The organism is Amycolatopsis echigonensis (assembly GCF_002846615.1).
Lineage (GTDB): Bacteria > Actinomycetota > Actinomycetes > Mycobacteriales > Pseudonocardiaceae > Amycolatopsis > Amycolatopsis echigonensis.
Map to the genome: position 1 here is coordinate 5,956,743 of NZ_PJMY01000003.1, position 25,686 is coordinate 5,982,428.

The 25,686-nt window shown below is 69.6% G+C and carries 21 protein-coding genes; 13 read left to right on the forward strand and 8 right to left on the reverse strand.

Translation table 11 applies throughout. The features are described from left to right. Positions 1-69 precede the first annotated feature (69 nt). Positions 70-696 carry an alpha-ketoglutarate-dependent dioxygenase AlkB gene (locus tag ATK30_RS33325; protein WP_101438761.1) on the reverse strand — a complete coding sequence of 209 codons (627 nt, stop codon included), beginning with the start codon at positions 694-696 and terminating at the stop codon, positions 70-72. 41 nt (positions 697-737) lie between these two features. Then, the gene (locus tag ATK30_RS33330) at positions 738-1,316 is read right to left on the reverse strand and encodes an ArsR/SmtB family transcription factor (protein WP_101438762.1); all 579 of its coding nucleotides are present in this window, start codon (positions 1,314-1,316) and stop codon (positions 738-740) included. A gap of 136 nt (positions 1,317-1,452) precedes the next feature. On the opposite strand from ATK30_RS33330, the gene ATK30_RS33335 reads away from it, so the two are divergent. Next, entirely contained in the window at positions 1,453-2,058 is a 606-nt protein-coding gene (locus ATK30_RS33335) for a polysaccharide lyase family 7 protein (protein WP_167442044.1), read from the forward strand. A gap of 420 nt (positions 2,059-2,478) precedes the next feature. Here the strand turns inward: ATK30_RS33335 and ATK30_RS33340 are convergent, their stop codons facing one another. Together ATK30_RS33340 and ATK30_RS33345 are read right to left on the reverse strand one after the other, a co-directional pair. After that, a complete protein-coding gene (locus tag ATK30_RS33340) occupies positions 2,479-3,408 on the reverse strand; it encodes an RluA family pseudouridine synthase (RefSeq protein WP_101438763.1) in 930 nt (309 codons plus the stop codon). A 12-nt stretch (positions 3,409-3,420) separates the two neighbouring features. Beyond that, positions 3,421-3,816 carry a DUF5313 domain-containing protein gene (locus ATK30_RS33345; protein ID WP_037353431.1) on the reverse strand — a complete coding sequence of 132 codons (396 nt, stop codon included), beginning with the start codon at positions 3,814-3,816 and terminating at the stop codon, positions 3,421-3,423. Between the two features lie 104 nt (positions 3,817-3,920). On the opposite strand from ATK30_RS33345, the gene ATK30_RS33350 reads away from it, so the two are divergent. After that, positions 3,921-4,364: a MarR family winged helix-turn-helix transcriptional regulator gene (locus tag ATK30_RS33350; protein ID WP_101438764.1), complete on the forward strand. Its 444-nt coding sequence runs from the start codon at positions 3,921-3,923 to the stop codon at positions 4,362-4,364. Positions 4,365-4,428: 64 nt separating this feature from the next. Next, on the forward strand, positions 4,429-5,313 hold the full coding sequence (locus tag ATK30_RS33355; RefSeq protein WP_101438765.1) for a TIGR03854 family LLM class F420-dependent oxidoreductase: 885 nt from the start codon (positions 4,429-4,431) through the stop codon (positions 5,311-5,313). Here ATK30_RS33355 and ATK30_RS33360 read toward each other — a convergent pair. After that, the gene (locus ATK30_RS33360; protein ID WP_101441200.1) at positions 5,310-6,839 is read right to left on the reverse strand and encodes an MDR family MFS transporter; all 1,530 of its coding nucleotides are present in this window, start codon (positions 6,837-6,839) and stop codon (positions 5,310-5,312) included. The two genes, ATK30_RS33355 and ATK30_RS33360, sit on opposite strands and share 4 nt — an antisense overlap. Positions 6,840-6,926: 87 nt before the next feature. Between ATK30_RS33360 and ATK30_RS33365 the strand changes: the two genes are divergently transcribed. The 3 genes from ATK30_RS33365 to ligD are packed head-to-tail and all read left to right on the forward strand — an operon-like array spanning position 6,927 to position 10,191. Further along, positions 6,927-8,063, forward strand: coding sequence for a DUF1015 family protein (locus ATK30_RS33365; protein ID WP_101438766.1), 1,137 nt, complete (start codon positions 6,927-6,929; stop codon positions 8,061-8,063). Between the two features lie 41 nt (positions 8,064-8,104). Beyond that, on the forward strand, positions 8,105-9,181 hold the full coding sequence (locus tag ATK30_RS33370) for an ATP-dependent DNA ligase (RefSeq protein ID WP_208637469.1): 1,077 nt from the start codon (positions 8,105-8,107) through the stop codon (positions 9,179-9,181). Next, on the forward strand, positions 9,178-10,191 hold the full coding sequence (ligD, locus tag ATK30_RS33375; RefSeq protein WP_101438768.1) for a non-homologous end-joining DNA ligase: 1,014 nt from the start codon (positions 9,178-9,180) through the stop codon (positions 10,189-10,191). Before ATK30_RS33370 ends, ligD begins: the two co-directional genes overlap by 4 nt. 560 nt (positions 10,192-10,751) lie before the next feature. Here the strand turns inward: ligD and ATK30_RS33385 are convergent. Further along, positions 10,752-11,792 (reverse strand): CobW family GTP-binding protein, encoded by a 1,041-nt coding sequence (locus ATK30_RS33385; RefSeq protein ID WP_101441201.1) that lies wholly within the window; start codon positions 11,790-11,792, stop codon positions 10,752-10,754. 141 nt (positions 11,793-11,933) lie between these two features. Between ATK30_RS33385 and ATK30_RS33390 the strand changes: the two genes are divergently transcribed. The 4 genes from ATK30_RS33390 to ATK30_RS33405 all read left to right on the forward strand — a co-directional run bounded on the left by ATK30_RS33390 (position 11,934) and on the right by ATK30_RS33405 (position 15,693). Further along, the gene (locus ATK30_RS33390; RefSeq protein ID WP_158242539.1) at positions 11,934-12,911 is read left to right on the forward strand and encodes a nucleoside-diphosphate kinase; all 978 of its coding nucleotides are present in this window, start codon (positions 11,934-11,936) and stop codon (positions 12,909-12,911) included. Positions 12,912-12,993: 82 nt separating this feature from the next. Continuing rightward, positions 12,994-13,233, forward strand: coding sequence for a hypothetical protein (locus tag ATK30_RS33395; RefSeq protein ID WP_183126303.1), 240 nt, complete (start codon positions 12,994-12,996; stop codon positions 13,231-13,233). 488 nt (positions 13,234-13,721) lie between these two features. Then, a complete protein-coding gene (locus tag ATK30_RS33400) occupies positions 13,722-14,921 on the forward strand; it encodes a CynX/NimT family MFS transporter (RefSeq protein WP_101438771.1) in 1,200 nt (399 codons plus the stop codon). Between the two features lie 265 nt (positions 14,922-15,186). Beyond that, positions 15,187-15,693, forward strand: a complete 507-nt coding sequence (locus ATK30_RS33405) for a flavodoxin domain-containing protein (RefSeq protein ID WP_101438772.1) — start codon at positions 15,187-15,189, stop codon at positions 15,691-15,693. Between the two features lie 78 nt (positions 15,694-15,771). Here ATK30_RS33405 and ATK30_RS33410 read toward each other — a convergent pair whose 3' ends face one another. Then, the gene (locus tag ATK30_RS33410) at positions 15,772-16,341 is read right to left on the reverse strand and encodes a TetR/AcrR family transcriptional regulator (RefSeq protein ID WP_101438773.1); all 570 of its coding nucleotides are present in this window, start codon (positions 16,339-16,341) and stop codon (positions 15,772-15,774) included. A gap of 70 nt (positions 16,342-16,411) precedes the next feature. Between ATK30_RS33410 and ATK30_RS33415 the strand changes: the two genes are divergently transcribed. The 3 genes from ATK30_RS33415 to ATK30_RS46530 all read left to right on the forward strand — a co-directional run bounded on the left by ATK30_RS33415 (position 16,412) and on the right by ATK30_RS46530 (position 19,573). After that, positions 16,412-16,804, forward strand: coding sequence for a nuclear transport factor 2 family protein (locus ATK30_RS33415; RefSeq protein WP_101438774.1), 393 nt, complete (start codon positions 16,412-16,414; stop codon positions 16,802-16,804). A 182-nt stretch (positions 16,805-16,986) separates the two neighbouring features. Further along, positions 16,987-18,192 (forward strand): MFS transporter, encoded by a 1,206-nt coding sequence (locus ATK30_RS33420; RefSeq protein ID WP_220817909.1) that lies wholly within the window; start codon positions 16,987-16,989, stop codon positions 18,190-18,192. Positions 18,193-18,289: 97 nt separating this feature from the next. Then, on the forward strand, positions 18,290-19,573 hold the full coding sequence (locus tag ATK30_RS46530) for a PadR family transcriptional regulator (protein ID WP_244194802.1): 1,284 nt from the start codon (positions 18,290-18,292) through the stop codon (positions 19,571-19,573). A gap of 379 nt (positions 19,574-19,952) precedes the next feature. Here ATK30_RS46530 and ATK30_RS33440 read toward each other — a convergent pair whose 3' ends face one another. Continuing rightward, positions 19,953-25,415: an ATP-binding protein gene (locus ATK30_RS33440; RefSeq protein WP_101438776.1), complete on the reverse strand. Its 5,463-nt coding sequence runs from the start codon at positions 25,413-25,415 to the stop codon at positions 19,953-19,955. Positions 25,416-25,686: the final 271 nt, after the last annotated feature.

The following is a 25,686-nucleotide window of genomic DNA, read 5'->3' on the forward strand; positions in this document are numbered from 1 at the left end:
GACCCCCTCCACAGCCCCGCCCGGCCCCGTCCTCACCGGCATCTTCCTCACCGCACTTCCCGGTTCACCTCATCGCACTCCTCGAGGCCGGAACTGGATGCTGATCCGCGGCCCCACCGCCCGGGCCGTTTTCGGGATGGCGTGTTCCCATGTCCTCTGGCACGACCCGCCCATCACGATCAAGTCTCCGTGGCCCAATGGGTACCGCACCGATTCCCCGCCGCCTCTCGGGCGCAGCGCCAGATGGCGGGCCGCGCCGACGGACAGGATCGCCACCATGGTGTCCTCGGTCCGGCCGCGGCCGAGGTCGTCGCCGTGCCAGGCGACGCTGTCCTGGCCGTCGCGGTAATAGCAGAGCCCGGCGGTGCGGAACGGTTCGCCCAGTTCAGCCGCGTAGTGCGCGGACAGCGCCTCCCGGGCCTCGGTGAGGACTGGATGCGGCAGCGGCGCGTGCTCGCGGTAGAAGCACAGCAGCCGCGGCACGGCGACCACCCGGTCGTACATCTGCCTGCGTTCCGCGTACCACGGGACCTCCGCCGCCAGGTGCTCGTACAACTCATCCGAGCCGTCGAGCCATCCGGGCAGCACGTCGATCCACGCGCCTTGCCCCAATTCGGTGCGCTGCGCTCCGGACAACGGGCCCAGCGTGGCCGGCCCGCTGGCACCGAACAGCGAGCCCTGAAATGCCTGACTCATGCCTCCAAGCTACACGACAATCGAACACCTGTTCGGATGAACTACTCGGCGGGTTTGGGATGCGCGGTGACGATGAGCCGGTGCAGACGTGCGTCGGGGGCGGATTCGTTGTGGTAGCGGGACACGAGGTCGGTCACGAGGGCGGTCAGTTCGTCGGTGAAGGCGGACCGGTCGCGCGCCGAGGCGAAGGCGATTTCCGTGTCCAAGGTCAGCGTCGAGAGCGGTTTGCCCGCGCGGGCGGCGCGGCGGGCCAGTCCGGCGACCTCGCGCAGCGTCCGGCCGGCGACCGCCAGCAGGTAGCTCACCGATAGGCGGTCCGGCTTCACCCGTGCGGAACCGGCGGCCCCGAGGGCGGCGGGGGAGACCAGATAAGCGCCGGCGGTGGCGGCGAAAAGCCGTTCGGTGAGGCCTCCCCACTGCCGGGTTCCGGCGGGTTCGACCAAGCCGTGCGATTCGAGCGCGCGGAGATGGTAGTTGACCTTTTGCCTGGTCAGACCCACTCGGGAGGCCAGCGCCGCGGCGGACGCCGGTTCGGTCAGCGCGGCCAGCAGGCGGGCGCGCACCGGGTCCAGCGCGGCCGCCGCGACGGCGGGGTCCTCGATCACTTCGACGTCCTGCATTCCCTGAGCCAAGCAGTGACAAACAAAGTCGTCAAGGATGCCGCCCTTGTCCGCGACCGGCCGGGGACTTACAGTGATCGGCAGTGGTCTGGACCTGTACCGCTACCGCCGCCCTGAGTTCCACGGAGGTTGGCACGTGCGCACGAGAACCCGGATCGGCGGAGCACTGGCGGCGGCGGTGTGCGGGATCGCGATTCTCGCCCCGGTCGCGGACGCCCAGGTCGGCGGCGGCACCTGGAAACCCTGGTCGCCGGGGTACAAGGAACAGCAGAAGGGCTGCGGCCAGGTCAGCGGGCTCACCTTCAAGCTGACCTGCTCGGACGGCAGCGGCGAGCAACGGGCCGAGCGCCGCTACGAGACCTACACCGGCGGCACGCACCAGTTCGAGGGGTCGTTCAAGATCACCAGCATGGGCGGTTCGCGGATCAGCCTGAAACAGACGTTCCGCGACGGTTCGAACGCCGGGCCGTATTTCCTGCTGGCGGTGGAGAAAGGCGGGCGGCTCTACACCGTGGAGAACGGCCAGACGGTGGCCACCGGCGCGACGGTGGGGACTTCGGTGCGGGTCAATACGATCAATGAGGTCGGCAGTACCCACAAGGTGTACATCAACGGCTCGCTGAAGCAGACGGACGACAGCCCGTCGGGTAGTTATTACGATAAATTCGGCTCGTATCGTACGGCGAGCGGGGCGGGACCGATTACCGTGGAGTGGAGCGGGATCAAGTTCTGGACCAGGTGATCGCTTGCCGCCGGACGGGTGCCTGCCGCCGCCTGGCATCCTTCCGCGCTGAAAGCACTCGGCTCGTCCGATCACCCGCACGGAAGCCTGGAAGCGCCCGGGCGAAGAGCCCTCGACGTCTGCGGGGCAACGGGATGCACGCCCGATGGCTGGCAGCGGACGGACATTCGGCCTACGTAGTCGAGCCAACGGCTTCGGAGGTCAACGAGGCAGCCGAGATCGAAGGTCGCACGGCCGAAATGGTGACCCCCGAGCCGTGACCTGGCCGGATAATAAGTGCGGATGTCGTGCTGTTAATGGGTCCGCTCCACCGCCAGACCGCACGCATGCGCTTGCTGAAGTGTGCTTCGCCCTGATGTCGTTTTGCTCGCCACCGCGATCAGCAGTTATCACTCGCTCTTGGAGATCGGAACCACGCTGTCAGCTAGCCCATTCTTCCAGCGAATCCCAAGCCGCGAGTGTCCGGCCGCTGGTGAACCGGCGGTGCTCGCCGGTCAGCGGATCCTCGAATTCCAGCACTTTCGCCAGCAGCTGCAACGGTTTCGTGAAGTCGTCGAGCGGTTTCTCGTGCAGCTCCGGATAGAAATCGTCGCCCAGGATCGGGATTCCCAGGGAACACATGTGGACCCGCAGCTGATGCGTGCGTCCAGTGGCGGGCGTGAGGCGATAGCGGCCCAGCCCGTCCCGGTGTTCCAGAAGCTCCACTGTGGACTCGGCATTCGGCGGTCCGGGTACCTCCTGCGCGGCCAGCACGCCGCGTTCCTTCACGATCCTGCTGCGCACCACCCGGGGCAGTTCCACAAGCGGGTCATAGGGCGCGATCGCCTCGTATTCCTTGTGTACCAACCGATCGCGGAACATCGTCTGGTACGCGCCGCGCGCGGACGGCGTGATCACGAACATCACCAGCCCCGCCGTGACGCGGTCGAGGCGGTGGGCGGGGGACAGGGCGGGCAGGTCCAGCGAGCGGCGAAGGCGCACCAAGGCGGTTTCCAGGACGTGCCGCCCACGCGGGATGGTCGCCAGGAAGTGGGGTTTGTCGACTACGAGCAGGTGTTCGTCGCGGTGCAGGACGGTGACGTCGAACGGCACCGGGACCTCGTCCGGCAGATCGCGGTGGAACCAGATGAACGAACCCGGAACGTACGCCGCGTCAATCCCCAGCGGGCCGTTCTCGCCGTGGATCCGCTGCTCGTGCAGCATTTCCTCGATCCGCGCGGGGGCGACGCGGGGCAGGCGTTCGACCAGGTGCTCCAGCAGGGTCGTCCACGGACCCTCTTCCGGCAGCCGCAGCCGTGCGGGGTCCAGGCCGTGCCGGGGCGGGATCGGGGCCGGGCGCTTGCGTCTCATCGGCTCCCGAGTCTAGTCGGCCGGGTCCTGCCGATAGGCCGCGATGTAGCGGGCGGTCGCCTCGGCGTTGGCCTCGGCGGCTTTCTCCCGCCGGATCCGCTTGCCCGTTCCGGGCGGGAAACCGTTGCGGGACAACCGGTGGTCGATGCTTTCCTCCATGTACGCGCACGAGTAGAAGTACGACACCAGCGCGGCCATCAGCACGATCGCCAGCCGCAGCCCGAGCGGGGCCGGCAGCAGGAGCCAGACCAGGCACAGCGGCGCGATGCCCACCGTCGCGCGCAGGACGTGCCGGGCCTTCCAGTGCTTGGACGTCGCGTCGTGCAGCAGCCAGTCGCGGTAGCGCTCCGGGAGCCGTCCGCTCACGGCGTACCAGAACCAGCGGAGAACGCCGGGCCGGTCGGTCATCGTTCCTCCTCGGGGTCTGCGGCCACAGTACCCTAATGATTAGTACACTAACTATTAGTGTGGTGCAGCCCGCGCTAGAGTGGGCGCGAGCACGAGGAGGACGAGTGGCCGAGATCGACCTTGGCGAGGACCCGCTGAAGCTCGACCGGCAGGTGTGCTTCGCGCTGTCGGTCGCGTCGCGCAGCGTGATCGCGATTTACCGGCCGCTGCTGGAGCCGCACGGGCTGACCCATCCGCAGTACCTGGTGATGCTGGCGCTGTGGGAGCAGTCGCCGCGCTCGGTCAAGGACCTCAGCACGGCGTTGCGGCACGAGCCCGCGACGCTGTCGCCGCTGCTCAAACGGCTGGAAGCGGTCGGGTACGTGACGCGGGGCCGCAGCCGGGCCGACGAGCGCCAGCTGACCGTCGAGCTCACCGAGAAGGGCCGGGAGCTGCGTGCCGAGGCGGAGAAAATCCCGTATCGCGTCGTGGAGCGGCTCGGCATGGAGGTCTCCGAGCTGGAGGCGCTGCACGCCGCGCTGGGCCGGGTGATCGAAGCGACCGCTTAGCGGGAAGAACTCGCGCCCGGATCAGGTTCTGCCGAGGAGTACGTGCCGACAGAGCGGAGCGAGCGTGGACAAGATCCGGGTGGGGGTGGCTCCGGGACTCGGGACCGGGCCAGCGGAATTCACCGGTTTGGCCGAGCTGACCGAGGCGGCGGGCGTCGACTCGCTGTGGCTGTCCGAAGTGGTCTATTCGCCGGATGTCGATCCGTTGATCGGCATGACGCACGCGCTGGCCCGCACCGAACGGCTCAAACTGGGCACCGGCGTGGCGATCCTGCCCGGACGCAATCCGGTGCTGGTCGCGAAACAGCTGGTCACGCTGGCGGGGCTGGCTCCGAAACGCGTCCTCCCGGTATTCGGCTTATTGCCCGCGCAGCCCGCGGAACGCGCGCTGTTCCAGGTGCCGGACGGGCGGCGCGCGGCGGTGTTCGACGAGTCGCTCGCGTTGCTGCGTTTGCTGCTCGAACAGGACAACGTGTCCTTCGACGGCGAGTTCTTCCAGGTCGACAACGTGACGATCGGGCCGCGTCCGGCGAAGCGGCTCGACGTCTGGGTCGGCGGGTCCGCTCCGGCGGCGTTGCGTCGCGCGGGCCGGTTGTCCGATGGATGGCTCGGCAGCTTCCACACGCCGGATCAGTCCCGTGCGGCGCGACTGGCGATCCAGGAAGCCGCTGCCGAAGCCGACCGCGAGATCGAATCGGACCACTTCGGGTTGAGCATGGTCCTCGCGCTGCACGGGATCCCGGAAAGGCTGCGGGCGGTGGCGCAGCAGCGCAATCCGGGCCGTCCGGCCGCTGACCTCGTGCCAACCAGTTGGGCCGAGGCGCGCCGGATGATCGAGCAGCACATCGAGGCCGGACTCACCAAATTCGTGGTCCGGCCTGGGTACTCCGGCGATTACCGGCAGTTCCTCGACGATTTCGTGCGCGAACTCGGGCCGCTCCAGAACTAGAACGTCAGCTGCTCGGTCTTGCGGGGCATGAGCAGCAGCCCGACGACACTGACCAACGATACGGCGACGATCGCGAGGAACACGTTGTGCGTGGCTCCGGCCAGCGATTCGCGCACGTACGCTGTCGCCGGTGAGTTGTCGTGCGCGCCGCCGAGGATGCGGCTGGTGGCGTCGACGCTCGCCGGAAGATGCCCGGCGACCTCCGCGGGCGGGTTCGCGAATCGTCCCGCGAGGGTGGCGTTGGCGATCGCGCCGAAGATGGCGGTGCCGACCGCGCTGCCCAGCGAACGGCTGAACATGTTGGTCGCGGTCACCACGCCGCGGCGCTCCCAGCCGACGGTGGACTGCACGGCCACCACGGTCGGGCTCGACGAAAGCCCGAGCCCGATCCCCCCCACCACGAACACGGACGCCGCGGCCATCCAGACGACCGAGTCCAGACCGAGGAACGTCGCCAGGACGGCCCCGACGAGGAGGAATCCGGTGCCGATCAGCGCGGTGTCGCGGAATCCGATCCGCAGGTAGATCTTTCCGGACAACGACGCCGCGATCGGCCAGCCGATCGTCAGCGCGGCCAGAGCGAAGCCAGCGGTGAGCGCGTCCGTTCCGAGGACGCCTTCCGCGTACGTGGGCAGGAACGAGCTGAAGCCCAGCAGCACCGCGCCCGTGACCAGCGCGACCAGGTTTCCGCCGATCAGCGTGCGGCGCGTGAACACCCACAGCGGCAGCACGGGTTCGTCCGCGCGGCGCTCGACCAGCACGAACGTGACCAGCATCAGAACGCCGACGGCGAAGATCGCCAGACTCGGCGCGGACGTCCAGCTCCACGCGACCCCGCCTTCCAGCAGGGCGAGGATCAGCAGCGCGCAGCCGACCGTCAACAGGGTCGCGCCGGTGTAGTCGACCTTGTGCCGCGTGCGTTTCACCTGCTCGGTGAACTTGCGGTAGAGCATCCACGCGGCGAGCGCGCCGAGCGGCAGGTTGACGAAGAAGATCCACCTCCAGCTGAGGTATTCGGCGAACACGCCGCCGAGCGTCGGCCCGATCACCGAGGCGACCGCCCACACCCCGGCGAGGTAGCCCTGCACCCGGGCGCGTTCCTCGACCGTGTACAGATCGCCGACCATCGTCATGCTGATCGGCTGGACCGCGCCCGCGCCGATGCCCTGCACCGCGCGCGCCGCGATCAGCACCGGCATGCTCCACGCGACCCCGCACAGCACCGAGCCGAGCAGGAACGCGGCGATGCCGAAGAACATCACCGGGCGGCGGCCGAGGACGTCGGCGAACTTGCCGTACAGCGGCACGGTGACCGCCTGGGTGAGCAGGTAGATCGAGAACAGCCAAGGGAACTGGGAAAACCCGCCGAGGTCGCGGACCACCGACGGGACCGCGGTGGCGATGATGGTGCTGTCGAGGGCCACGAGGCCGGTGCTCAGCATGACGGCGGCGAGGACCGGACCCCGCTCGGAACGAAGGCCCACGGCGGCGCGTTTCGCCGCGGGCGGACTGCTCGTGCTACCCATGTTCGGAATGAACTCGTTCGCCTCGGCAAGCATTCCCCAGCCGATCGCTCGGTGCCCGAGTGTTCGCCCGACCGTCATCATGGGGGGATGGACAGGTGGGTGCGGCCGATCGGCCGGGGCTGGGTCGTTCAGGGCGCGGTGCCCGGACCGGACGTCGACGAGTTCGCCGAACCGGAGGCCGTGAAGAGGGCGCTCGCCGCGGCGGAGGGCGACACGCTGCTAGCGGCGCAGCATCCGGCGCGGACGCCGGCGGCGCTGGCGGCCGGACTGGACGTCGAGGCCGCGCTGCCGGAGGCCCGGGCGACCCTCGAACGGCTGCTGACCGGGCATTACCGGCCGGAGACCGAGTTCGTCGCGGCTTACCGGATCGGCGAAGCGATCGCGGGCGTGCTGTGCCTGGTCGACGTCCGGGAGCTGACCTCGGCCAGTTCGCACGTCAAGCACACCGAGGAGGTCTATCCGGAGGTGGTCGCCGAGCGCGCGGCCGTGCTGGACGGCCTGGGCTGCGCGACGAGCGCCGCGCTGCTCGTGCCGGTCGGCGACGGTGCGGAGCTGACGGCGGCGGTCAAGGAGGCGGCGAGTTCGGCCGACCCCGATGTGTCCACTGTGGACCGTGCGGGACTGGCACACGAGCTGTGGGTGGTGCGGCCGGGGGAGATGCAGGAACGGCTGTTGGAGGCCGCGTCGGCGAGCGATCTGCTGGTGGCGGACGGAAACCACCGGGTCGCGGCCGCGGCCGGAAGCGGGCAGCTGCTGGCCTTGATCACCGCGGGGTCGCAGCTGGAGATCCGGGCGATCAACCGCGTGCTCCTCGGAACCGGGCGCTCTGCCGAAAGCCTGTTCGCGGCCTGGCAGGAGGCGGGACTCGAGGTGGCCTGGTCGGATGACGCGACCCCGCCGTCCTGCCCCGGCACGGCGGTAGTGCTGGCCGGCTCGCGCGTCCTGCGGGTGCGGCTTCCCGGAACGGATCCGCTGGTCATCGACCACGAGGTGGTGGAACAGACGCTCCTCGGCTCGGCGCTCGGTCTCGACCCGGATGGCCCGCACATCCGCCCGCTGCTGCCGGGCAGTCCCGTCCCGCCGGACGCGGACGCGGTGGTGCAGCTGGCCCCGGTGCCGTTCGAGACAGTGCGGGCCGTGCACGCGGCGGGACGGCGGATGCCCCGCAAGGCCACGTACTTCACGCCTAAGCCGCGAGGCGGGCTTGTGCTGGCGCGCTGGTAAAAAGGTGCAGGTCAGCGTCTGTTCCGCTTAGGATCGCGCAGGTGGAGCTACCCCTGATGCCGCCGGTGCGGCCGATGCTCGCCAAAGCCGTGCACGAGGTGCCGCGCGACGGCGGGTTCTGGTACGAGCCGAAGTGGGACGGCTTCCGCTGCGTCGTGTTCCGCGACGGCGACGAGGTCGAACTCGGCTCGCGCAACGACCGGCCGCTCACCCGGTACTTCCCGGAGCTGGTCGAGCTGCTGCGGGAGGCGTTGCCGGACAAATGCGTCGTCGACGGCGAGATCGTGCTGGTCACGCCGCGCGGGCTGGACTTCGGGGCGTTGCAGCTGCGGCTGCACCCGGCGGCCAGCCGCGTCCGGAAGCTCGCGGAGGAGACGCCGGCCAGCTTTGTCGCGTTCGACCTGCTCGCGCTGGGGGAGCGGGACCTGACCGAGGAACCGTTCTCCGAGCGGCGGCGGGCGCTGGAGGGGATTTTCGCGCCCGCGATCGGCTTGCAGCGGGTGCACCTGACCCCGCTCACGACGGATCCGGACATCGCGCAGGACTGGTTCACCCGGTTCGAGGGCGCGGGTTTCGACGGGGTCATGGCGAAGCCTGCCGACCTGCCGTACGAGCAGGACAAACGCGTGATGCTGAAGGTGAAGCACGAGCGCACCGCGGACTGCGTCGTCGCCGGATTCAGGTGGCACAAGGACGGCAAGGGCGTCGGATCGCTGCTGCTGGGGCTGTACGACGAGGACGGGGCGTTGCACCACGTCGGCGTCGCGAGCAGCTTCACGGCGGCGCGGCGGCGGGAGCTGGTCGAGGAGCTGGCCCCGTGGCGGGAGAACGCGCTCGACGGGCATCCGTGGCGTACTTGGGCGGAATGGCAGGCCGACGAGGTGCGTCGACCGGGTGCCAACAGCCGGTGGGCACCGGACAAGGACCTGTCGTGGGAACCGCTGCGCCCGGAACAGGTCGCCGAAGTGCGCTACGAACACCTGCAAGGCGGCCGCTTCCGCCATGGCGGGCGATTGGTGCGCTTCCGTCCGGACCGGACTCCGGAATCATGCACTTACGCGCAGCTGGAAGAGGCCCCGCCAGCCGAACTGGCGGATCTGTTCGGGGAGGCCCGATGAGCGGCGTGACGCTGGAACTCGACGGCGTGGAACTGACGATTTCCAGCCCGGACAAGGTGTATTTTCCGGAACGGGGCGAGACGAAACTCGATCTGGTCCGCTATTACCAGGCTGTCGCCGGGCCGCTATTGGCTCGGTTGGGCGGACGGCCGTTGTTGCTGGAACGTTATCCAGACGGCGCGGGCGGAAAATCGTGGTTCCAAAAACGCACGCCCAAGAACGCGCCTGCCTGGTTGACCACCGCCGTCGTTTCCACACCGAACGGCACCACCAGCGACGCCTTGGTGGCCGCGAACCTGGCGCACGTCCTGTGGGCGGTCAACCAGGGCTGCCTGGGCTTCCACGTATGGCCAAACCGCGCGGCAGCACTGGATATCGCGGACGAACTGCGCATCGACCTGGACCCGTCGCCGGGGATCGGTTTCCCGCAACTGCGCGAGGCAGCGATACTGGTACGGGAATTCCTTGCCGAGCTGGGAATCGAGGTCTACGTGAAGACCTCGGGCTCGCGGGGCCTGCACCTGTATTCGATACTGGAACCGCGCTGGGACGGCTACGAAGTGCGGGCTGCTGCAGTGGCGCTGGCGCGAGCTTTGGAACGGCGGCATCCAGACCTGATCACCGCGCAATGGTGGAAAGAAGAACGCGGCTCTCGGGTATTTGTGGACTTCAATCAGAACGCGCCGCATAAAACGGTCTTCGGAGCTTGGTGCGTGCGGCCAAGAATCGGCGGACAGGTTTCGACCCCGATCGCCTGGGACGAGCTGGCGACGGTGGAGCCGGACGCCTTGACGCTGTCGACAGTCCCGGCGCTGGTCGCGGAGCGAGGAGACCCGTGGGCGGGAGCAAACGATCGCCCGCAGTCGATCGAACCACTGCTGGAGATGTCCCAGGAAGACCTGGCGCGCGGCCTGATGGACGCACCCTGGCCGCCGGTCTACCCGAAAATGCCGAACGAACCGCCCAGAGTCGCCCCGAGCCGCGCAAAGAAAGTAACCGCCGAAGACTAACTCGAACAAACCGCAGCCGCCGCACCCTCACCTCCAGGCGGCCAGCCCCCACCCCGCACCCCGATACGAAGCCTCCTCTGCGGTTCGGGGGTGCTTGTCAAGGCATCTTTCCCGCCTTGACAAGCACCCCCGAACCGTCAGCACAATCAGCTTCGGGGTGCCCCACCGCACCACCCACCTGCAATGTCGCCGCCAGGCGACGAGCAACCCGCGACCTCACCCCAACGGCAGATCAAACGCCAACTGCTCCTCCGCGCCAACCCCCACCGGCACCCCAGCCAAAGTAGCCGCGCACCCAGGACAAGGCGTCACATGCCCAGTCCCCGGCGCGGTCAAATCGATCGGCGTCCAAGTCCGCGAATCCCGCTCCCCGCAAGCGGACCGCCGATACCGCAGATCGTCCGCGCGAGTCATCAGATGCGCGACAGGATCGTCCTCCGGCAGCGCACCCACGAGGTACCACCGGGCAGTCATCGTCTTCGCCATGGAACTCGTCCTCCAAAGAGGCTGGTTCGAGCTACCACGACATAGTGCGACCGAAAGCCCGCCAATCCGCGCGTTTACGCTTCTTCGGCGTGGCGCGCCGAGTCCTCGTCAGGCTCATTCAGATACCGGAGAAACCGCAAAAGCCCCCGCTCGTCAGGCACCTCGTCCTCGGCCACACAAGCACTGAGCTGCCGTTCGATCTCAGCGGCATCAATCCCGGCGCCAATCAGCACGAGCTCGGTCCGGCGCGGCCCGGACGGCCAAGCCGACCGCTCCACCTGCACAAACGCCCCGACCGTATGCAATCCGAACCGAGACCGAGACTCCGGCGAAGCGAGGTCGACGTGCCCCTTCACCCGGTACAACCCGGCCGGTCGGCTCTCCAGAAACGCAAGGAATCGCCGGGGCGAAAGCGGCCGATCGGACGTGAACGTCACGCTCTCGTACTGTGCGTGCAAATGCTCGGAATGATCATGCTCTCGCAGATCGTCAAATGACAACTGCCCGTAACTCTCCCGAGGCCGAGGATCGAAAAACAACCCCGGATCAACCCGCCCCCGCTCGGTCGTCAGCACCGGGACCCCAGGCGCGTGCTCCTCGACGACCGCACGAACTTTCGCCAGGTCATCCGCCTCCACCCGGTCGACCTTGTTCAGCACCACCAGGTCGGCGACCCGCAGGTGCTCGGTCAACTCCGGATGCCGAACCCGCGCGGCCTCGAACTCCACGGCATCGACGACCTCGACCAGCCCGCCGTACCGGATGTCCGGGTTCTCACTGGCGATCATCAGCCGCAGCAGATCGCGGGGCTCGGCGATTCCGCTGGCCTCCACCACGATCACGTCGATCCCGGCCTCGGGTCGCGACAGTTTGCCCAGCATCGCGTCGAGCCCGCTGGCGTCGACTGCGCAGCACAGGCAGCCATTGCCGAGCGACACCATCGTGTCGACCTGCCCGGCGACGGCGAGCGCGTCGATGTTCACCTGGCCGAAGTCGTTGACCACCACCCCGACCCGGACGCCCTGACGGTTGGCGAGCAGATGGTTGAGCATCGTGGTCTTCCCCGCACCGAGAAAACCCGCGACGAGCACTACCGGAACCCGCTGCCTGGCCACGCCTCACCCCTCCTGTCGTCCGGGTCGCCGACGATACCTCCAGCGGGCACCCGGACAGCGGCAGCCCGGCTCGGTTCGCCGGGGCATTGCCGCCCCGGCGAAAGCGGTTGGCAGAGTGTGCCGTTGTGGCAGCATGAACGGATGATCTGGACGCCAGGCAGCCCGGACCGGGTCGACGGCATGCCGACGGCCGCGGAATGGCGGCAGTTGTCGGTTGTGCCGGAGAAACGGGAGGTGTTCGGCTACGACCTGTATTTCCGCGAGGGCTGGGCGGATTTGCTCGCGGTGTTCGGCGACGACGCGGCCGACGTGCTCGGCGGGCTGGCGATGCTGGTGGTCAAGCCGGACGCGGTGGTCGGCCGCAGGCTCGGCCCGATCCTGGAATACCTGGGGGACAACGGTTTCGTCCCGGTCGCCACCACGCGGTTCGGCTACACCCGGCATTCGATGCGCGAGGTGTGGCGCTACGACTGGCACATCTACACCGTCGACCGGCTGCAATTGTGCACTTTCTGGTATCTCACCAACGATGTGCTGCTGTTTCTGGCGCGCGACGCCCGCCCGGTCGCGGGATTGCCCGCGACGGTCCGGCTGTGCGAACTCAAGGGCGTCGGTGATCCGGTGCAGCGCCGGCCGCACCATTTGCGCACGAAGCTGAACCCGCCCAACCGGATCCTGAACTTCGTGCACGTCGGCGACGAACCGTCGGACATCGTGCGCGAGCTGGCGATTTTCCTGGACCGCCCGGAACGGCTGCGGTTCCTCAAGGAGCTGCGGGAACATTTCGCCGAGGACCGCACGGCCCAGGCGCGGGCCGAGATCGCCGCCATCGAAGCGGATTGCCCGGCGCACGACCTGGACATCGATGCGACGTTGGCGCGGCTGGTTCCGGTGGCGGGGGAGGAGGCGGTCGGGCGGTTGCGGGAGGTGGTCGCGGGCGCGGACCGGATCACCTGGGACGACCTGGCCCAGCTGGTCCCGTTCGACAAGGTCGACCGGTGGGATGTGATCGTCACAGCGTCTTTCGTGGTACACAACGAGCGTCCGGTGCCGCATGCGTTGCTGCCAGCCGTTTCACCGGAAGCGTGGACCGCGCAGGCAGTAGGCCACCCGTTGTAGATGCTCGGCCTGGCGTTGGTCCCATGGGTGAAGCACCGATGAGCAGTCGGCCAAGAAACGCCAGCCGAGCCGTATGGGACGGGTGAGCGGTCCGTCTATTGTGGACACCAAACCGGCCCTCGCCGAACGCGCGCGGTGGGTCCTGCTGGGCGCGAAGATCGAAACCCTGACCGCGGACGATCTCTTCTCCGGAGACGGCGTTTTCGTCGCGTCGTCGGGTCGCGAACTGACCCGGGTGCACGCTCTAGGCGGCAATGAACTGCCCGACTCGACCGAATCGCACCGCGAAGTGAGTGCGGCTTACGAATCGGCTTACCGGTGAGGATCTTGCCGACCGAGCCCGGGAGCGGGCAATATCGGAAGCGGTTCCGCCGCCGGACGTCGGTGCGTTCCGGTGCCGGACGGGCGATGCGGGCAGGGAATATTCGAGGGGATCCGATGATCGACGACCCGGTTCTGCAGGCCGCTTCCGGTGCGCGGGGAAGGCGATGACGGCGCGGCTCGGCTGTCCTGGTCGCGGTCGGGCGGGTGGCGTTGCGGGGTCGATTGCTGACGTTGGCCGGTGGGTCGGTCTTGTCGGTGGTTTCTTGCGTGGGGCTTGGTTCCGGGCTGGCCCTGCGGTCCCGGGGTTCGCTGAACGGGAGGTTGTGGTGCACCATCAGCCGATCGTGGGCGTCGGTCCTGTTTCGCGGACCGTATCCGGCTTGTGGGCGGCATCGTGAGCAGCCGCCTGGTCGTTGCGGCATCCGAGGTCGCGAGTCTGTGGTGTCTCGGTCGGGTCCGGGAGCCTGTCGGTGCGGAGGCCGCCGTATGACCGCTCGCCCCGCTCCCGCCGCTCCTGAGCGCGCGACCCCGTTGCGTCCCGCGCTCGTTCTCATCGGCGTCTTGCTGATCGCCACGAACCTGCGCGCCGCGATCACCACCCTCGGCCCGATCCTGAGCCTCGTCCAGGCCGACCAGGGGCTTTCCTCCGTAGCCGCCTCGGTCCTGGTCAGCGTGCCGCTCATCGCCTTCGCCGTGTGCTCGCCGATCGCGCCGAAGGTCGCCGCGAAGCTCGGGCTCGAGCGGGCGCTCGGCGCGGCCGTGGCGCTGCTCGCGATCGGGATCCTGCTCCGCTCGACCCCGCCGCAGTTGTTGCTGTGGACCGGAACCGTGCTGCTCGGGGCCGCCATCGCGATCCTGAACGTCCTGCTCCCCGCGTTCGTCAAACGCGATTTCCCCACTCGCATCGGGCCGATCACCGGCACGTACACCGCGGTCCAGTCCGGCGTCGCCGCGGTCGCCGCCGGGGTCGCGGTACCGCTGGCCGGACAGCAGGCCGGCGGATGGCGGCTCTCACTGGGCGTCTGGGCCGGGCTCGCGCTCATTGCCCTCGGGGTTTTCCTGCCGCAGCTGCGCCGTTCCGCCGCCGCACCGGCACTCGCGCCGACGACCGGTGCCGCGCGCCCGTGGACAAACGCGCTGGCCTGGCAGGTCACCCTCTTCATGGGCCTGCAATCGCTCGCCTTCTACGTGCTCGTGACGTGGCTGTCCTCGATCGAGCACGCCGCGGGCATCAGCTCGGTGACCGCCGGGTTCCACCAGTTGCTGTTCAACCTTTCCGGCCTGGCCGGCAGCCTGTTCTGCTCCGCGCTCATCCACCGGCTGCCCGACCAGCGCGCGGTCGCCATCACCGGGTCGCTGCTGCTGACGACCGCGCTGACCGGACTCCTGGTCGCTCCGGGGATCGCCGTGCTGTGGGCCGTCTTCGCCGGGCTCGCGGGCGGGAGCACGCTGGCGCTGGCGTTGTCTTTGTTCGGCTTGCGCACCAAGAATTATTCCGACGCTGGGGCGCTGTCCGGGATGGCGCAGTCCGCGGGGTACACGCTCGCCGCGCTCGGCCCGATCGCCATCGGTGCGATCCACGACGCCACTTCGTCGTGGACGCCTGCGCTCTGCGTGCTGATTGGGCTCGCGCTGGTTCAGGCGGTGTTCGGGGGGTTGGCTTCGCGGCCGAAGACGATTGCTTGATCGTCGACGGGTGGGGCACCCCGAAGCTGATTGTGCTGACGGTTCGGGGGTGCTTGTCAAGGCGGGAAAGATGCCTTGACAAGCACCCCCGAACCGCAGAGGAGGCTTCGTATCGGGGTGCAGGGGCGGGGGCTGGCTGCCTGGGTGAGTTGGGTGCGGCGGCTGCTGGTTTGGCGGAAGGTCCGTGAGGAAATCAGAGTTCCTCGAGGTTCCCCTCACGGAGTTTGGCCGGGCGAGGTCCGGCGACGGGGTGGACAATAAGGACATGATCAAGGTCCTCGTCGCGTACGCGGGCAAGCACGGCGGCACCCGCGAAATCGCCGAAGTCGTCGGCGAGGAGTTGCGCGCCGCCGGGTTCGCTGTCGACGTGCGCGACGCGGGCGAGGTCGACAGCGTCACGGAGTACGCCGCGGTGGTGGTCGGCAGCGCGCTTTACTACGCGCGGTGGCGGCCCGAAGCGGTGCGGCTGCTGGAACGCAACACCGAAGCGTTGCGGGCACGTCCGGTCTGGCTATTCCACAGTGGACCTTGCGGCCCGGGAGCGAACCTGACGCGGGTCAGCTTGCCCGCGCGGGTGACGCTGCTGGCTGCCGCGATCGACGCGGGCCGCACTGAGACGTTCGGCGGGCGGCTCGATCCGGCGCTCGCGGGCGGCGTGCTGGAAAAGCTGATGGCACGCGGCAGCCGGGTCGGCGATTTCCGCGACTGGGACCGGATCCGGGCGTGGGCGCGCGACATCGGCCGCCGGGTGCACTCCCGCGTCCCGATCTGAGCCGGGGGCGCCAAGCCTGAGCCGCGTCAGGAGTGTCGGCAAATCTGAGCCGGACCGGGAAGGGTCGCGCTCCGGGCGTCAGGACGCGCCGAGCACCCGCAGCACCGTGGCGGACAGCTCTTTTTCGGCTTCGTCCGGGGAAAGCCGCCCCGCCTCGGCCTCGCCCGCGGCGGCGTGGCCGAGTTGGATGATCACCGTGACCAGCCAATCCACGGGTGGCTGCCGGTCGAACTCCCCGGCGAGCTGCCCGCGTTCGACAATCCGGCGCAACCTTTCGGCGACCGGCTCGTGCTGCTCGCGCCCGTCGTCGGCGGAGGACGCCGTCGAGCCGAACCGGTGCAGCAACTTCGGATAGCGCGAGGACGCCCGGCGCGCGGCGTCGAGCACGCGCAGGATCGCGTCCGCCGCGGGCCCGGTGTCCGGACCCGCGGCGTCCATCGCGTCGACGGCTTCCTCGGTGAGCCGGTCGAGCACCGCGGCCAGAAGCCGTTCGCGGGAAGGGAAATGGGCGTACACGGTCTGCCGGGTCACGCCCGCCGCCGTGGCGATGCCTTCGACGCTCGCGTCCGGATCGGCTTCCAGCACGCTGAGCGCCGCGTCGAGGATCGCGGCGCGGCTGCGCTGGGCGTCGGCGCGGAGTTTCGCCATCTCTTACACCTTGTCAAGATTAGCCGGAACGGGTATCTTACAGTGTGTCAGAGTTCAGCTGGGAGGGTTCATGAACACGCTCGAACGCGCCGATCCGAAGGAGTTCATCGCGCGCTTCTTCACGTCGTTCACCGACGATCTGGTGCGCACCGACGAGGACGCGGCGACGGTGGTCGACCGCTATCACACGCCGGACGTCGTGCAGATCGCCGACGGGCTGCGGATCGACCGCGATCGGCTGGTCGCGCACTGTCGTCCGATACGGAAAAACCGACCGGAGAGCCGGATCGAAGTCCACGAGGCGATGGCCGACGGCGACCGCATTGCCGCGCGGTACACCCTGCATGTTCGCCAGCGCGGGAAGGAACTCGAGATCGAGGTGTCCTTCTTCGGACAGTTCGCTTCGGACGGCCGGATGCGGCAGGCGCACCTGCTGACCCGCTCGGCGAAACCGTCCGAGTAGACCGATTCATCCAGTTTCGCTGGTATGTCGGGGATCGGCGGAGTCCACATGCGACTGTTGCCTCGCCGCCGCACCGGGTGTAGACCAAGCCGGTGACCGAAAGCGCAGCCGGGGGCAAGGAAAAACGCAAGCTCAACGCCGACCAGCGGAACTCGTTCCTCGCCGCGTGGCTCGGCTGGAGCATGGACGCGTTCGATTACTTCCTCGTCGTGTTCGTCATCGCGGACATCGCCAAGGACCATTCGTTCGGAGCCACCGCCACGCAGCTGGCGTTCATCACCACCGCGACGCTCGTCATGCGCCCGGTCGGCGCGCTGCTGTTCGGCCTGTGGGCGGACCGGTCCGGACGGCGCATCCCGCTGATGGTCGACGTCCTGCTGTACTCGGCGGCGGGCGTGCTGTGCGCGATCGCGCCCAACTTCACCGTGCTGCTGATCCTGCGGTTCATCTACGGCATCGGCATGGGCGGTGAATGGGGCCTGGGCGCGGCGCTCGCGATGGAGAAGATCCCGGTGGAGCGGCGAGGGTTCTTCTCCGGGCTGCTGCAGGCCGGCTACTCCGCCGGATACCTGATGGCCGCGCTCGCGTACCTGCTGTTCCACAGCGCGCTCGGCCTGGAGTGGCGGTGGATCTTCGTGCTGAGCATCTTCCCGGCGCTGATCAGCCTGCTGATCCGGTCGCGGGTCAAGGAATCCGAGGTGTGGGAGGCGGCGCAGGAGAAGATGCGCGTCACCCGCACGTCGGTCAAGGACGTCCTGTTCAACCCGAAGGTGCTGCGCCGGTTCGGGTACCTCGTGCTGCTGATGACCGCGTTCAACTGGATGTCCCACGGCACCCAGGACGTGTACCCGACGTTCCTCAAGGCGACCGACCACGGCGGTGCCGGTCTGAGCGCGGCGACCAGCACGTGGATCGCCGTGCTGTACAACGTCGGCGCGATCATCGGCGGCCTGCTCTTCGGCTCGCTCTCGGAACGCTTCGGCCGCCGGATGACGATCGTCGGCGCCGCGGTGCTGGGCTTGCCGATCATCCCGATCTTCGCCGTCGACCACGGAGCCGGGATGCTCGCGCTCGGCTCGTTCCTGATGCAGGTCATGGTGCAGGGCGCGTGGGGCGTCATCCCCGCGCACCTGACCGAAATGTCCCCGGACGCGATCCGCGGTTTCTTCCCCGGCGTCACGTATCAGCTCGGCAACCTGCTGGCCGCGCTGAACCTGCCGATCCAGCAGAGCATCGCGCAGTCGCAGGGCTACACGGCCGCCCTGCTGTGGACGGTGATCCCGGTGCTGATCGCGGTCGCCGTGCTGACCTCCCTGGGCAAGGAAGCGAAGTCCATCCGCTTCGGCGGCGAAGGCGCGACCACCGCGCCCGCTGGTACGTCCGGCTGACCGCTTCCCTCCCGCCTGCTCGGGCGACCTTGCCGTCGAACACTCGCCGATATATCGTGGCCATATCGGCGATCGTTCGACGATGGAGGAGGACCACATGACCAGCACGGCAGGCGAAGAACATCTGTTCCGGGGCTTCGGCGGCCCGGAACGCTTCGGCGGAGTGCCGTTCGGCTTCGGCCGCCCCGGCCCAGTTCACCCAGGCGATGGGGGCCGAGGAATGCCGTTCGGCAGGCCGGACGCACGCGGCGACGGGCCGGGCGAGGGGAGAGGGCGACATCCGGGCGGACCGGGGGAAGGACACGGCTGGCCTGGGGGCGGAGGGCTGGGCGAGCAACTCGGCTGGCCGGGTGCGCCGGGGGAGCACCATGCGCATCCTGGCCATTCGGGTGGGCACGCGGACGAGTTTGACCATCACGGCTGGGAGCACCACGCGCACCTCGGCCATGCGAGCGGGCATGCGGGAGAGCCCGGTGACCATCACGGCTGGCGGTGGGGGCTGGGGGAGCATCACGCGCACCCCGGCCATCCGGGCGGCCATCTCGGCCACCTGGGCGGCCATCACGGCTGGCGGTGGGAGCTGGGGGAGCATCACGCGCACCCTGGCCATCCGGGCGGCCATCTCGGTCACCTGGGCGGCCATCCGGGCGAGCGCCCCGGCCACCCCGGCCACCCCGGCCAGCACGGCCAGCACGGCCAGCACGGCCACCCCGGCGGCGAGGAAGGCTGGGGCGACATCGTCTTCGAAGCCCGTGGCGGCTTTCCTCCGGGGCCTCCCGGTCCGCCTGGACCGCCCGGGCCGCCGCATCGGCCCGGACCTGGATTTCCCGGTTTCCCGGGCTTCCCCGGGTTTCCCGGTGGTCCAGGAGGCCCCGGCGGGCCCGGCGGGTTCTTCGGCGGACCGCCCCGCGGCGGACGGGGTCCGGCGCGGCCGGTGCGTCCGGCGGTCCTCGCCCTGCTGGCCGAGGAACCCCGCCACGGCTACCAGTTGATGCAGGAGATCCGCCGCCGCACGAATGACGAGTGGCGGCCCAGCCCGGGCTCCATTTACCCGATTCTGCAGCAGCTCGAGGACGAAGGTCTCGTCCGCACGGCGGAGGAGGGCGGCCGCCGCGTCGCGCATCTCACTGAGGCTGGACGGGAGCACGTCGCTGGGCGCGAGGAGGAGTTCGCCGCGCTTTGGGAGTCTCCGGCTCGCGACCAGGAGCCCGCAGCGGACCGGTTCGCCGCGCTGTATCAGCAGATCGGCGAGCTGGCCGGGGCCGCGGCGCAGGTCGCGCACACCGGCAGCGAGGCGCAGTGCGCGGAGGCGCGCAAGATCCTCCGCGAAGCCCGCCGCCGGCTGTACGCGTTGCTCGCGGACGACGACTCCGAAGAATAAAACCGCCGGTTGGCGAGTCCGCAATGGACTCGCCAACCGGCGGCCATCATGGGGCACAACCGGAGGTGGTCCGAGCGCGCGTGTCGGTTGTGGGACGACGGCGCGATGCGACGGGTCCAATGCGGCCATGCCATCGTTCGTCCACCTGCACGTTGCTGCACACACGGGCGGAGAAGGCGACGCTGCCGGTGGTGCTGGAACTCAAGCAGATTTTGCGGGCGCACCAGGGAAACACGCCGGTGCACCTGCACGTGGGGAGCAGCGCTACGCCCCGGACGGCTACTCGGTCGAGGTGACCCCGCCGCTTCTGGACGGGATCACCGCGGCCTCGTGAGTGCAGATCACGGTTCTAACCGGGACGAACACTCACGAGGACCCCTCAGCGCTTCAGCCCGTGCTCGATCGCCTCGATGATCCGCGGCCGAAGCTGCGCCGTGCTGACGATCGCGTCCACCGACCCGACCTCGACCGCTCGCTGGATGCTGTGCACCCGGTCGAATTCCGACGCCACTTCGCCGAGCTTCTCCGCCCGCACCGACGACGTCACCTCGGCCAGTTCCGCCGCGCACGCCGCCCGCTCGGCTCCGCTCAGCTCGCCGAGCCGCTTCTGCAGCTCAGCCACCCGCGGGTCGTTCGCCGTCCGGGTCTTGACCTCGCCCGCGAACACCACCGCGGCCGCCGGGGCGCCGCCCAGCACGGAGGCGAACGAGCCCTCCAGCGCCAGCACCGTCATGTTCGGGTTCAGCGCCTTCGAGAACACCACGAACGCCCCGCCGTGGTAGCGCGAGATCACCGTGAACACGATCGGGCCCTCGAAGTTCACGATCGCGCGGCCGATCTCGGCCCCGTACTCCAGCTGGAGTTTCTTCATCGACTCCGGCGAGCCGTCGAAACCGGACAGGTTCGCGAGCACCACCAGCGGACGGTTGCCGCTCGCCGCGTTGATCGCGCGGGCCGCCTTCTTCGACGACTTCGGGAACAGCGTGCCCGCGGTGAACGTGTCCGGGCCGTCGGTGGGCGGGAAGCCGCGGCGGGGCACCGACCGCGATTCGATCCCCAGCAGGCACACCGGGTGGCCGCCGATGTGCACGTCCTGCACCGCGGCGGTGTCCGCGTCCGCCATGCCCGCCCAGCGTTCCAGCACCGGGTGGTCCTGGTCGGACAGGGCGCGCATCACCGTGCGGATGTCGAACGGCTTCTTGCGGTCCGGGTTGTGCTCGGCGGAGAAGATCTGGCCCACCGTGGTGAAGTCGCTGCCGACGACGGCGTGCGGGTAGTCCGACACGTCCCGAGCCACCGGGTCCGTGGTGACCGCCTGGCGCGGGCCCGCTTCGCCCGGCACGACGTAGGTGTGCGCGTAGTGCGCCATCAGCACGTCGCGCGCCCCGGCGAGGTTCGGCGCCCAGTACTGCGCCTGCCCGTTCGGGCCCATCACGCGGTCGTAGCCGCCGATGCCGAAGTTGTCCTCGGCCGACACGCCGCCGGAGAAGTCGAGCGACTGCTTGCCGGTGAGCACCATCGCCGAATCCGGCGTCATCACCAGGATGCCCTTGGTGTGCATGAGCATCGTGGCCTCGGCGTTCCAGTACGGCTGCGCGCCCACGGTGATCCCGGCGACCACGATGTTGATCTCGCCGCCGTCCTGGGTGAACTCCACGATCCGCTTCAGCGCGGCCGCGACCCAGTCCATGTTCTCGGTGCCGGACTCCATCGAGATCCGCGCGCCGGACGACAGCGCGAACCATTCGACCGGAACCTTCAGCTCCTGCGCCAGGTTCAGCGCCGCGATCACCCGCGTGCACTCCGGTTCGGCCAGCGCGCCGAGCGACTTCGTCGGGTCGCCCAGCAGCACCACGCGCTTGACGCCCTCGGGCACCAGGTCGGTCGGCGTGCTGACCACGCCCGCCACGAGCCCGGCCTTGTTCTGTCCGCGCGGCCGGTCGACCGGGACCAGCGCGCCGGTGTCGTCGAGGTCGTGCTCCACAAAGGACCCGCCGCCGGCCAGCAGCTCGGTGAGCTCGTACGGGTACACCGTGTCGCGGCGCGCCGCGCGCAGCACCTTCTGCCGGTAGTCGTCCAGCGGCTGCACCGGTTCGGTGCTCGGGGCCCCGACCGTCAGCCGCACGCCCGCGCCGACCTCGTTGCGGATCGTCACCGCGATGTCGGTCAGCTCACCGGTTTCCGCGTTCCGCTGCCGGGCGAGGAACTGGATCTCCTCCAGGCCCGCACCGGCGGTGGTCGGCAGGACGCGGCGCGCGAGCAGGTTCAGCTCGTCCATCGTCAGGTCGCTCGGCGGCCACACGTAGATGACGATCCGGTTGGTGTCGAACCGGTTCTTCGCCGGGCGCTTCGCCTGCGCGTTGCGGACCGCGTCGAGGCACGCGGCGAGCGTGTCCTCGGCCGAGGGCAGCGACACGAGCCTGCCGTCCGCCTCGCGCAACGGCGTGAGGTCACGGACCTGCGCCATCGCGATCAGCCGCTCGTCCGCCGGGTTGGTCCGGGCGGTGCCGGTGAACAGGTATACCTCTTCGTCCGCCGACGGCAGCCGCGTCAGGTCGAATTCCTGCAGCCGTTCCAGCTGCAGCCGCTCGGCGACGCGCGGGTGCAGCCCGCGGATCACGCGGTCCTCGGCGAACCCGGATTCGGTCCGGCGGAAGGTGAAGTGGTGGTGCATCACCGCGCCACCGCCGCCCGCGACGGTCGTGACGACCCGGTCGACGTCGTCCGGAAGCGGTTGCGCCGCAACGATTTCGCCGAGCTTCTCGGCCATCGCGTCGCTGTCGGGCTGGTCGGTCCACTTCAGATAGACGTCCGCGGCGACCGGAACGCCGGCGCCGGCGGACAGCTCGGCCACCGCGCGCATCGCGTCCGGCAGCTGCGGGAAGTCGACCGCGGTGGTGACCACGCGCGCCGGTTCGGGATGCTCCGCGGTGACGAACGAGCAGCCCGCGACCTCGCGCACGCGCACGTCGGTGAGCGCCTTGTTGCCGTAGTAGCGCCGGGTCAGCACCTCGAGCATCGCGGCCGGGTCCGCGCCCGGGCGTCCGATCCGCTGGCCGAGCAGCCGCACCAGCGGCTCGTTGCTCGACACCATGCTGGAGATCCGCTCGGCGCGGTCGGCCGCGTCCGGGTTGCGGTCGAGATAGCGCAGGTGGCCGCGGATCTCGGCGTACACCTCGGCGCGGGCCCGGCGCAGCAGAGGCTGCGCGAACCAGCGGAACACCACGCCGCGGGCGAGGTCGCTGACCACGGGGAAGCGCAGCTGGGTGGCGGCGATCAGGTGCTCCAGCGCCAGCCCGGCCGCCTCCCGCAGCTCGGCCGACGGCGGGGCCTCGGTGAGCCATTGCCGCAGCAGCGCGGAAACGATCGCGCTGTCGCTCGAGGATCGTTGCTGGGCAAGGAAAATCCGGAAGACCGCTTCTTCCAGCTCCGGGGTGCGCTCCAGGTCGCCGACGCCGTAGTGGCCGAGCACGCGGCGCAGCCTGCCCTGGAATTTCTCCGGTAGCCCGGCCCGTTCGACGTCGAGGCTCTGCAGGTAGGTGTGGAAGTACTCGCGGGCGCTGTGCACCGGGCTCGACGCGCTGAGGTCGTCCGCGGCCGGCTTGTTCCGGCTCAGCTCGGACAGGTCGGCGAACACGTCCAGCAGCTCGAGCTCGCCCTCCAGCGGACGCGCCGGCAGCTCCGCGCGCGCCGCGAGATAGCCGCTGAGCACGCGGCCCTGGTCGTGCGGGTCGACGTCGAATCCGAGCAGCAGGCTGCGCAGGTCCTGCCTGCCGCGCTCGACCCGGTCGGCCGCGCTCGTGCCGTCCTGCTCGGCGGGCAGGTCGATCTCGGCGGTCTCGATCCGCGCGGCGGCCTCGTCCTCGGCGCCGTCGGCCAGCGGTTCGAGGCGCAGCAGCGGCGCCCCGGTCTCCACCTGGCTGCCGATCGACACCGGGAGTTCCTTGACGCGGGCCCGGAACGGCGCGCGCAGCACCGTCTCCATCTTCATGCTTTCCAGCACGAGCACCGGCGCGCCGGACTCGACCTCGTCGTCCACCGCGACCGGCGTGGCGACCACGAGCGCGGGCGCGGGGGAGCGGACGACGCCGCCCTCGTCGCGGCTGATCCGGTGCGTGACGGCGTCCACCTCGACCAGGTGGATCGGCCCGTGCGTGCCGGTGACGAGCCGGAACCGCGTGCCGTTGACGGTGATCTGCCCGCTGTGCTCGTCGAACCGCTCGAGTTCGACGTCGGCCGGGTGCACGTCGCCGCCGCCGCTGACGCCGATCCGGAACCGTTTCGGCCCGGTGCGCGCGACGGTGACGCGGTAGGACGCGCCGCGCAGCTTCAGGTCCAGCGGACGGGTTTCGTGGCGCACCTGCGGACGGCCGCCGAACGCGGTGGACAGCAGGCGCTGCCGGCCGACCTCCTCGTCGTCCTCGTAGGCCTCGATCGCCGCCGCGGCGAGCGCGACCGCGGAATGCCGCGTGGTGACGAGACGGCCTTCGGCGCGGACGCGGTCGATCCAGCCGGTGTCCGCGCTGGCGTCGATCACCTCGGGCTGGTCGAGCAGGTCGAGCACGAAGCTCTTGTTCGTGGCGCCGCCCTCGATGAGCACGGAGGTCTCGGACATCGCCCGGCGCAGCCGCGCGAGCGCCTGGTCGCGGTCGCGGCCGTAGGCGATGATCTTGGCGATCATCGAGTCGAAGTCGGCGGGGATCGTGTCGCCCTCGCTGACGCCGGTGTCGACCCGGATGCCGGGGCCGGCGGGCAGCAGCAGCCGCGCGATGCGGCCCGGCGACGGCGCGAAGTCGCGGTCCGGGTCCTCGGCGTTGAGCCGGGCTTCGACGGCGTGCCCGGACTCCTCCGGCTGAGTGCCTTCGAGCTTGCCGCCGGACGCGACGTGCAGCTGCAGCCGCACCAGGTCGGTGCCGGTGGTGATCTCGGTGATCGGGTGTTCCACCTGGAGCCGGGTGTTGACCTCGAGGAAGGCGAACATCCGGTCGCCGGGGTGGTAGAGGAACTCGACGGTGCACGCGCCGCGGTAGCCGACCGCGACCGCGAGCCGTTCGGCCGACGCCTTCAGCTCGGCGGTCTGGTCCGCCGCGAGCACCGGCGACGCGGACTCCTCGATGATCTTCTGGTTGCGCCGCTGCACCGAGCAGTCGCGGACGCCGAGCGCCCACGCGGTTTCGCCGTCGGAGATCACCTGGACCTCGACGTGCCGTGCGCCGGTGACCAGGCGCTCCAGGAACACGACGCCGCTGCCGAACGCGCGCAGCGCTTCCTGGCTGGTGCGCTCGTACGCCTCGGTGAGGTCGCCCGCCGACTCCACCTTGCGGATGCCGCGCCCGCCGCCGCCCGCGGTGGCCTTGAGCATCAGCGGATAGCCGATCTTGTCGCCCGCGGCAAGGGCTTCCTCGAGCGTCGCGACCTCGCCGCCGCTCCACGGAGCGACCGGAACGCCGACCTCTTCCGCGATCAGCTTCGCGCCGATCTTGTCGCCGAGCTTGCGCATCGCGTCCGCGCTCGGGCCGACGAAGGCGACGCCGATCTTCTCGCACAATTCGGCGAACGCCGGGTCCTCGGCGACGAAGCCCCAGCCGACCCACGCCGCGTCGGCCTTGGTCTCGACCAGCGCCTTCTCCAGTTTGGCGAGGTCGAGGTAGGGCCGCGCGGAGGCGGGGCCGAGGGAAAAGGCGACGTCGGCTTCGCGGACGAAAGTCGCGGTGGCGTCCGCGTCCGTGTAGAGCGCGACCGTCTCGATCCGTCGCCCGGTCTCGGCGGACAGGTCCCGGACGGCGTGGATGAGCCGCATCGCGGCCTCTCCCCGATTGACGATGGCGACGCGATTGAACACGGACAAAGCCTCCCAGTGAACCTGACTGCACCCACGCACAGCAGGCGACGCCGGACCTGCCGAACGTCGCCTGTCTTCGTCGTACACACTGCTCCCTTACCGCCGGGTACACCAATGTCGCGGATGACGCATGCCGCGCCTGCCGGTTTGTAGGAACCCGCCAAAAACGGCTCGTGTCACGTCGTCCGGGCCTCGTTTATCGCGAGGTATGCCACAAATCACGCCCGGCTGGCCAGGGACGGCGGCAACTGGACGGCCAGGCGTTTCCAGG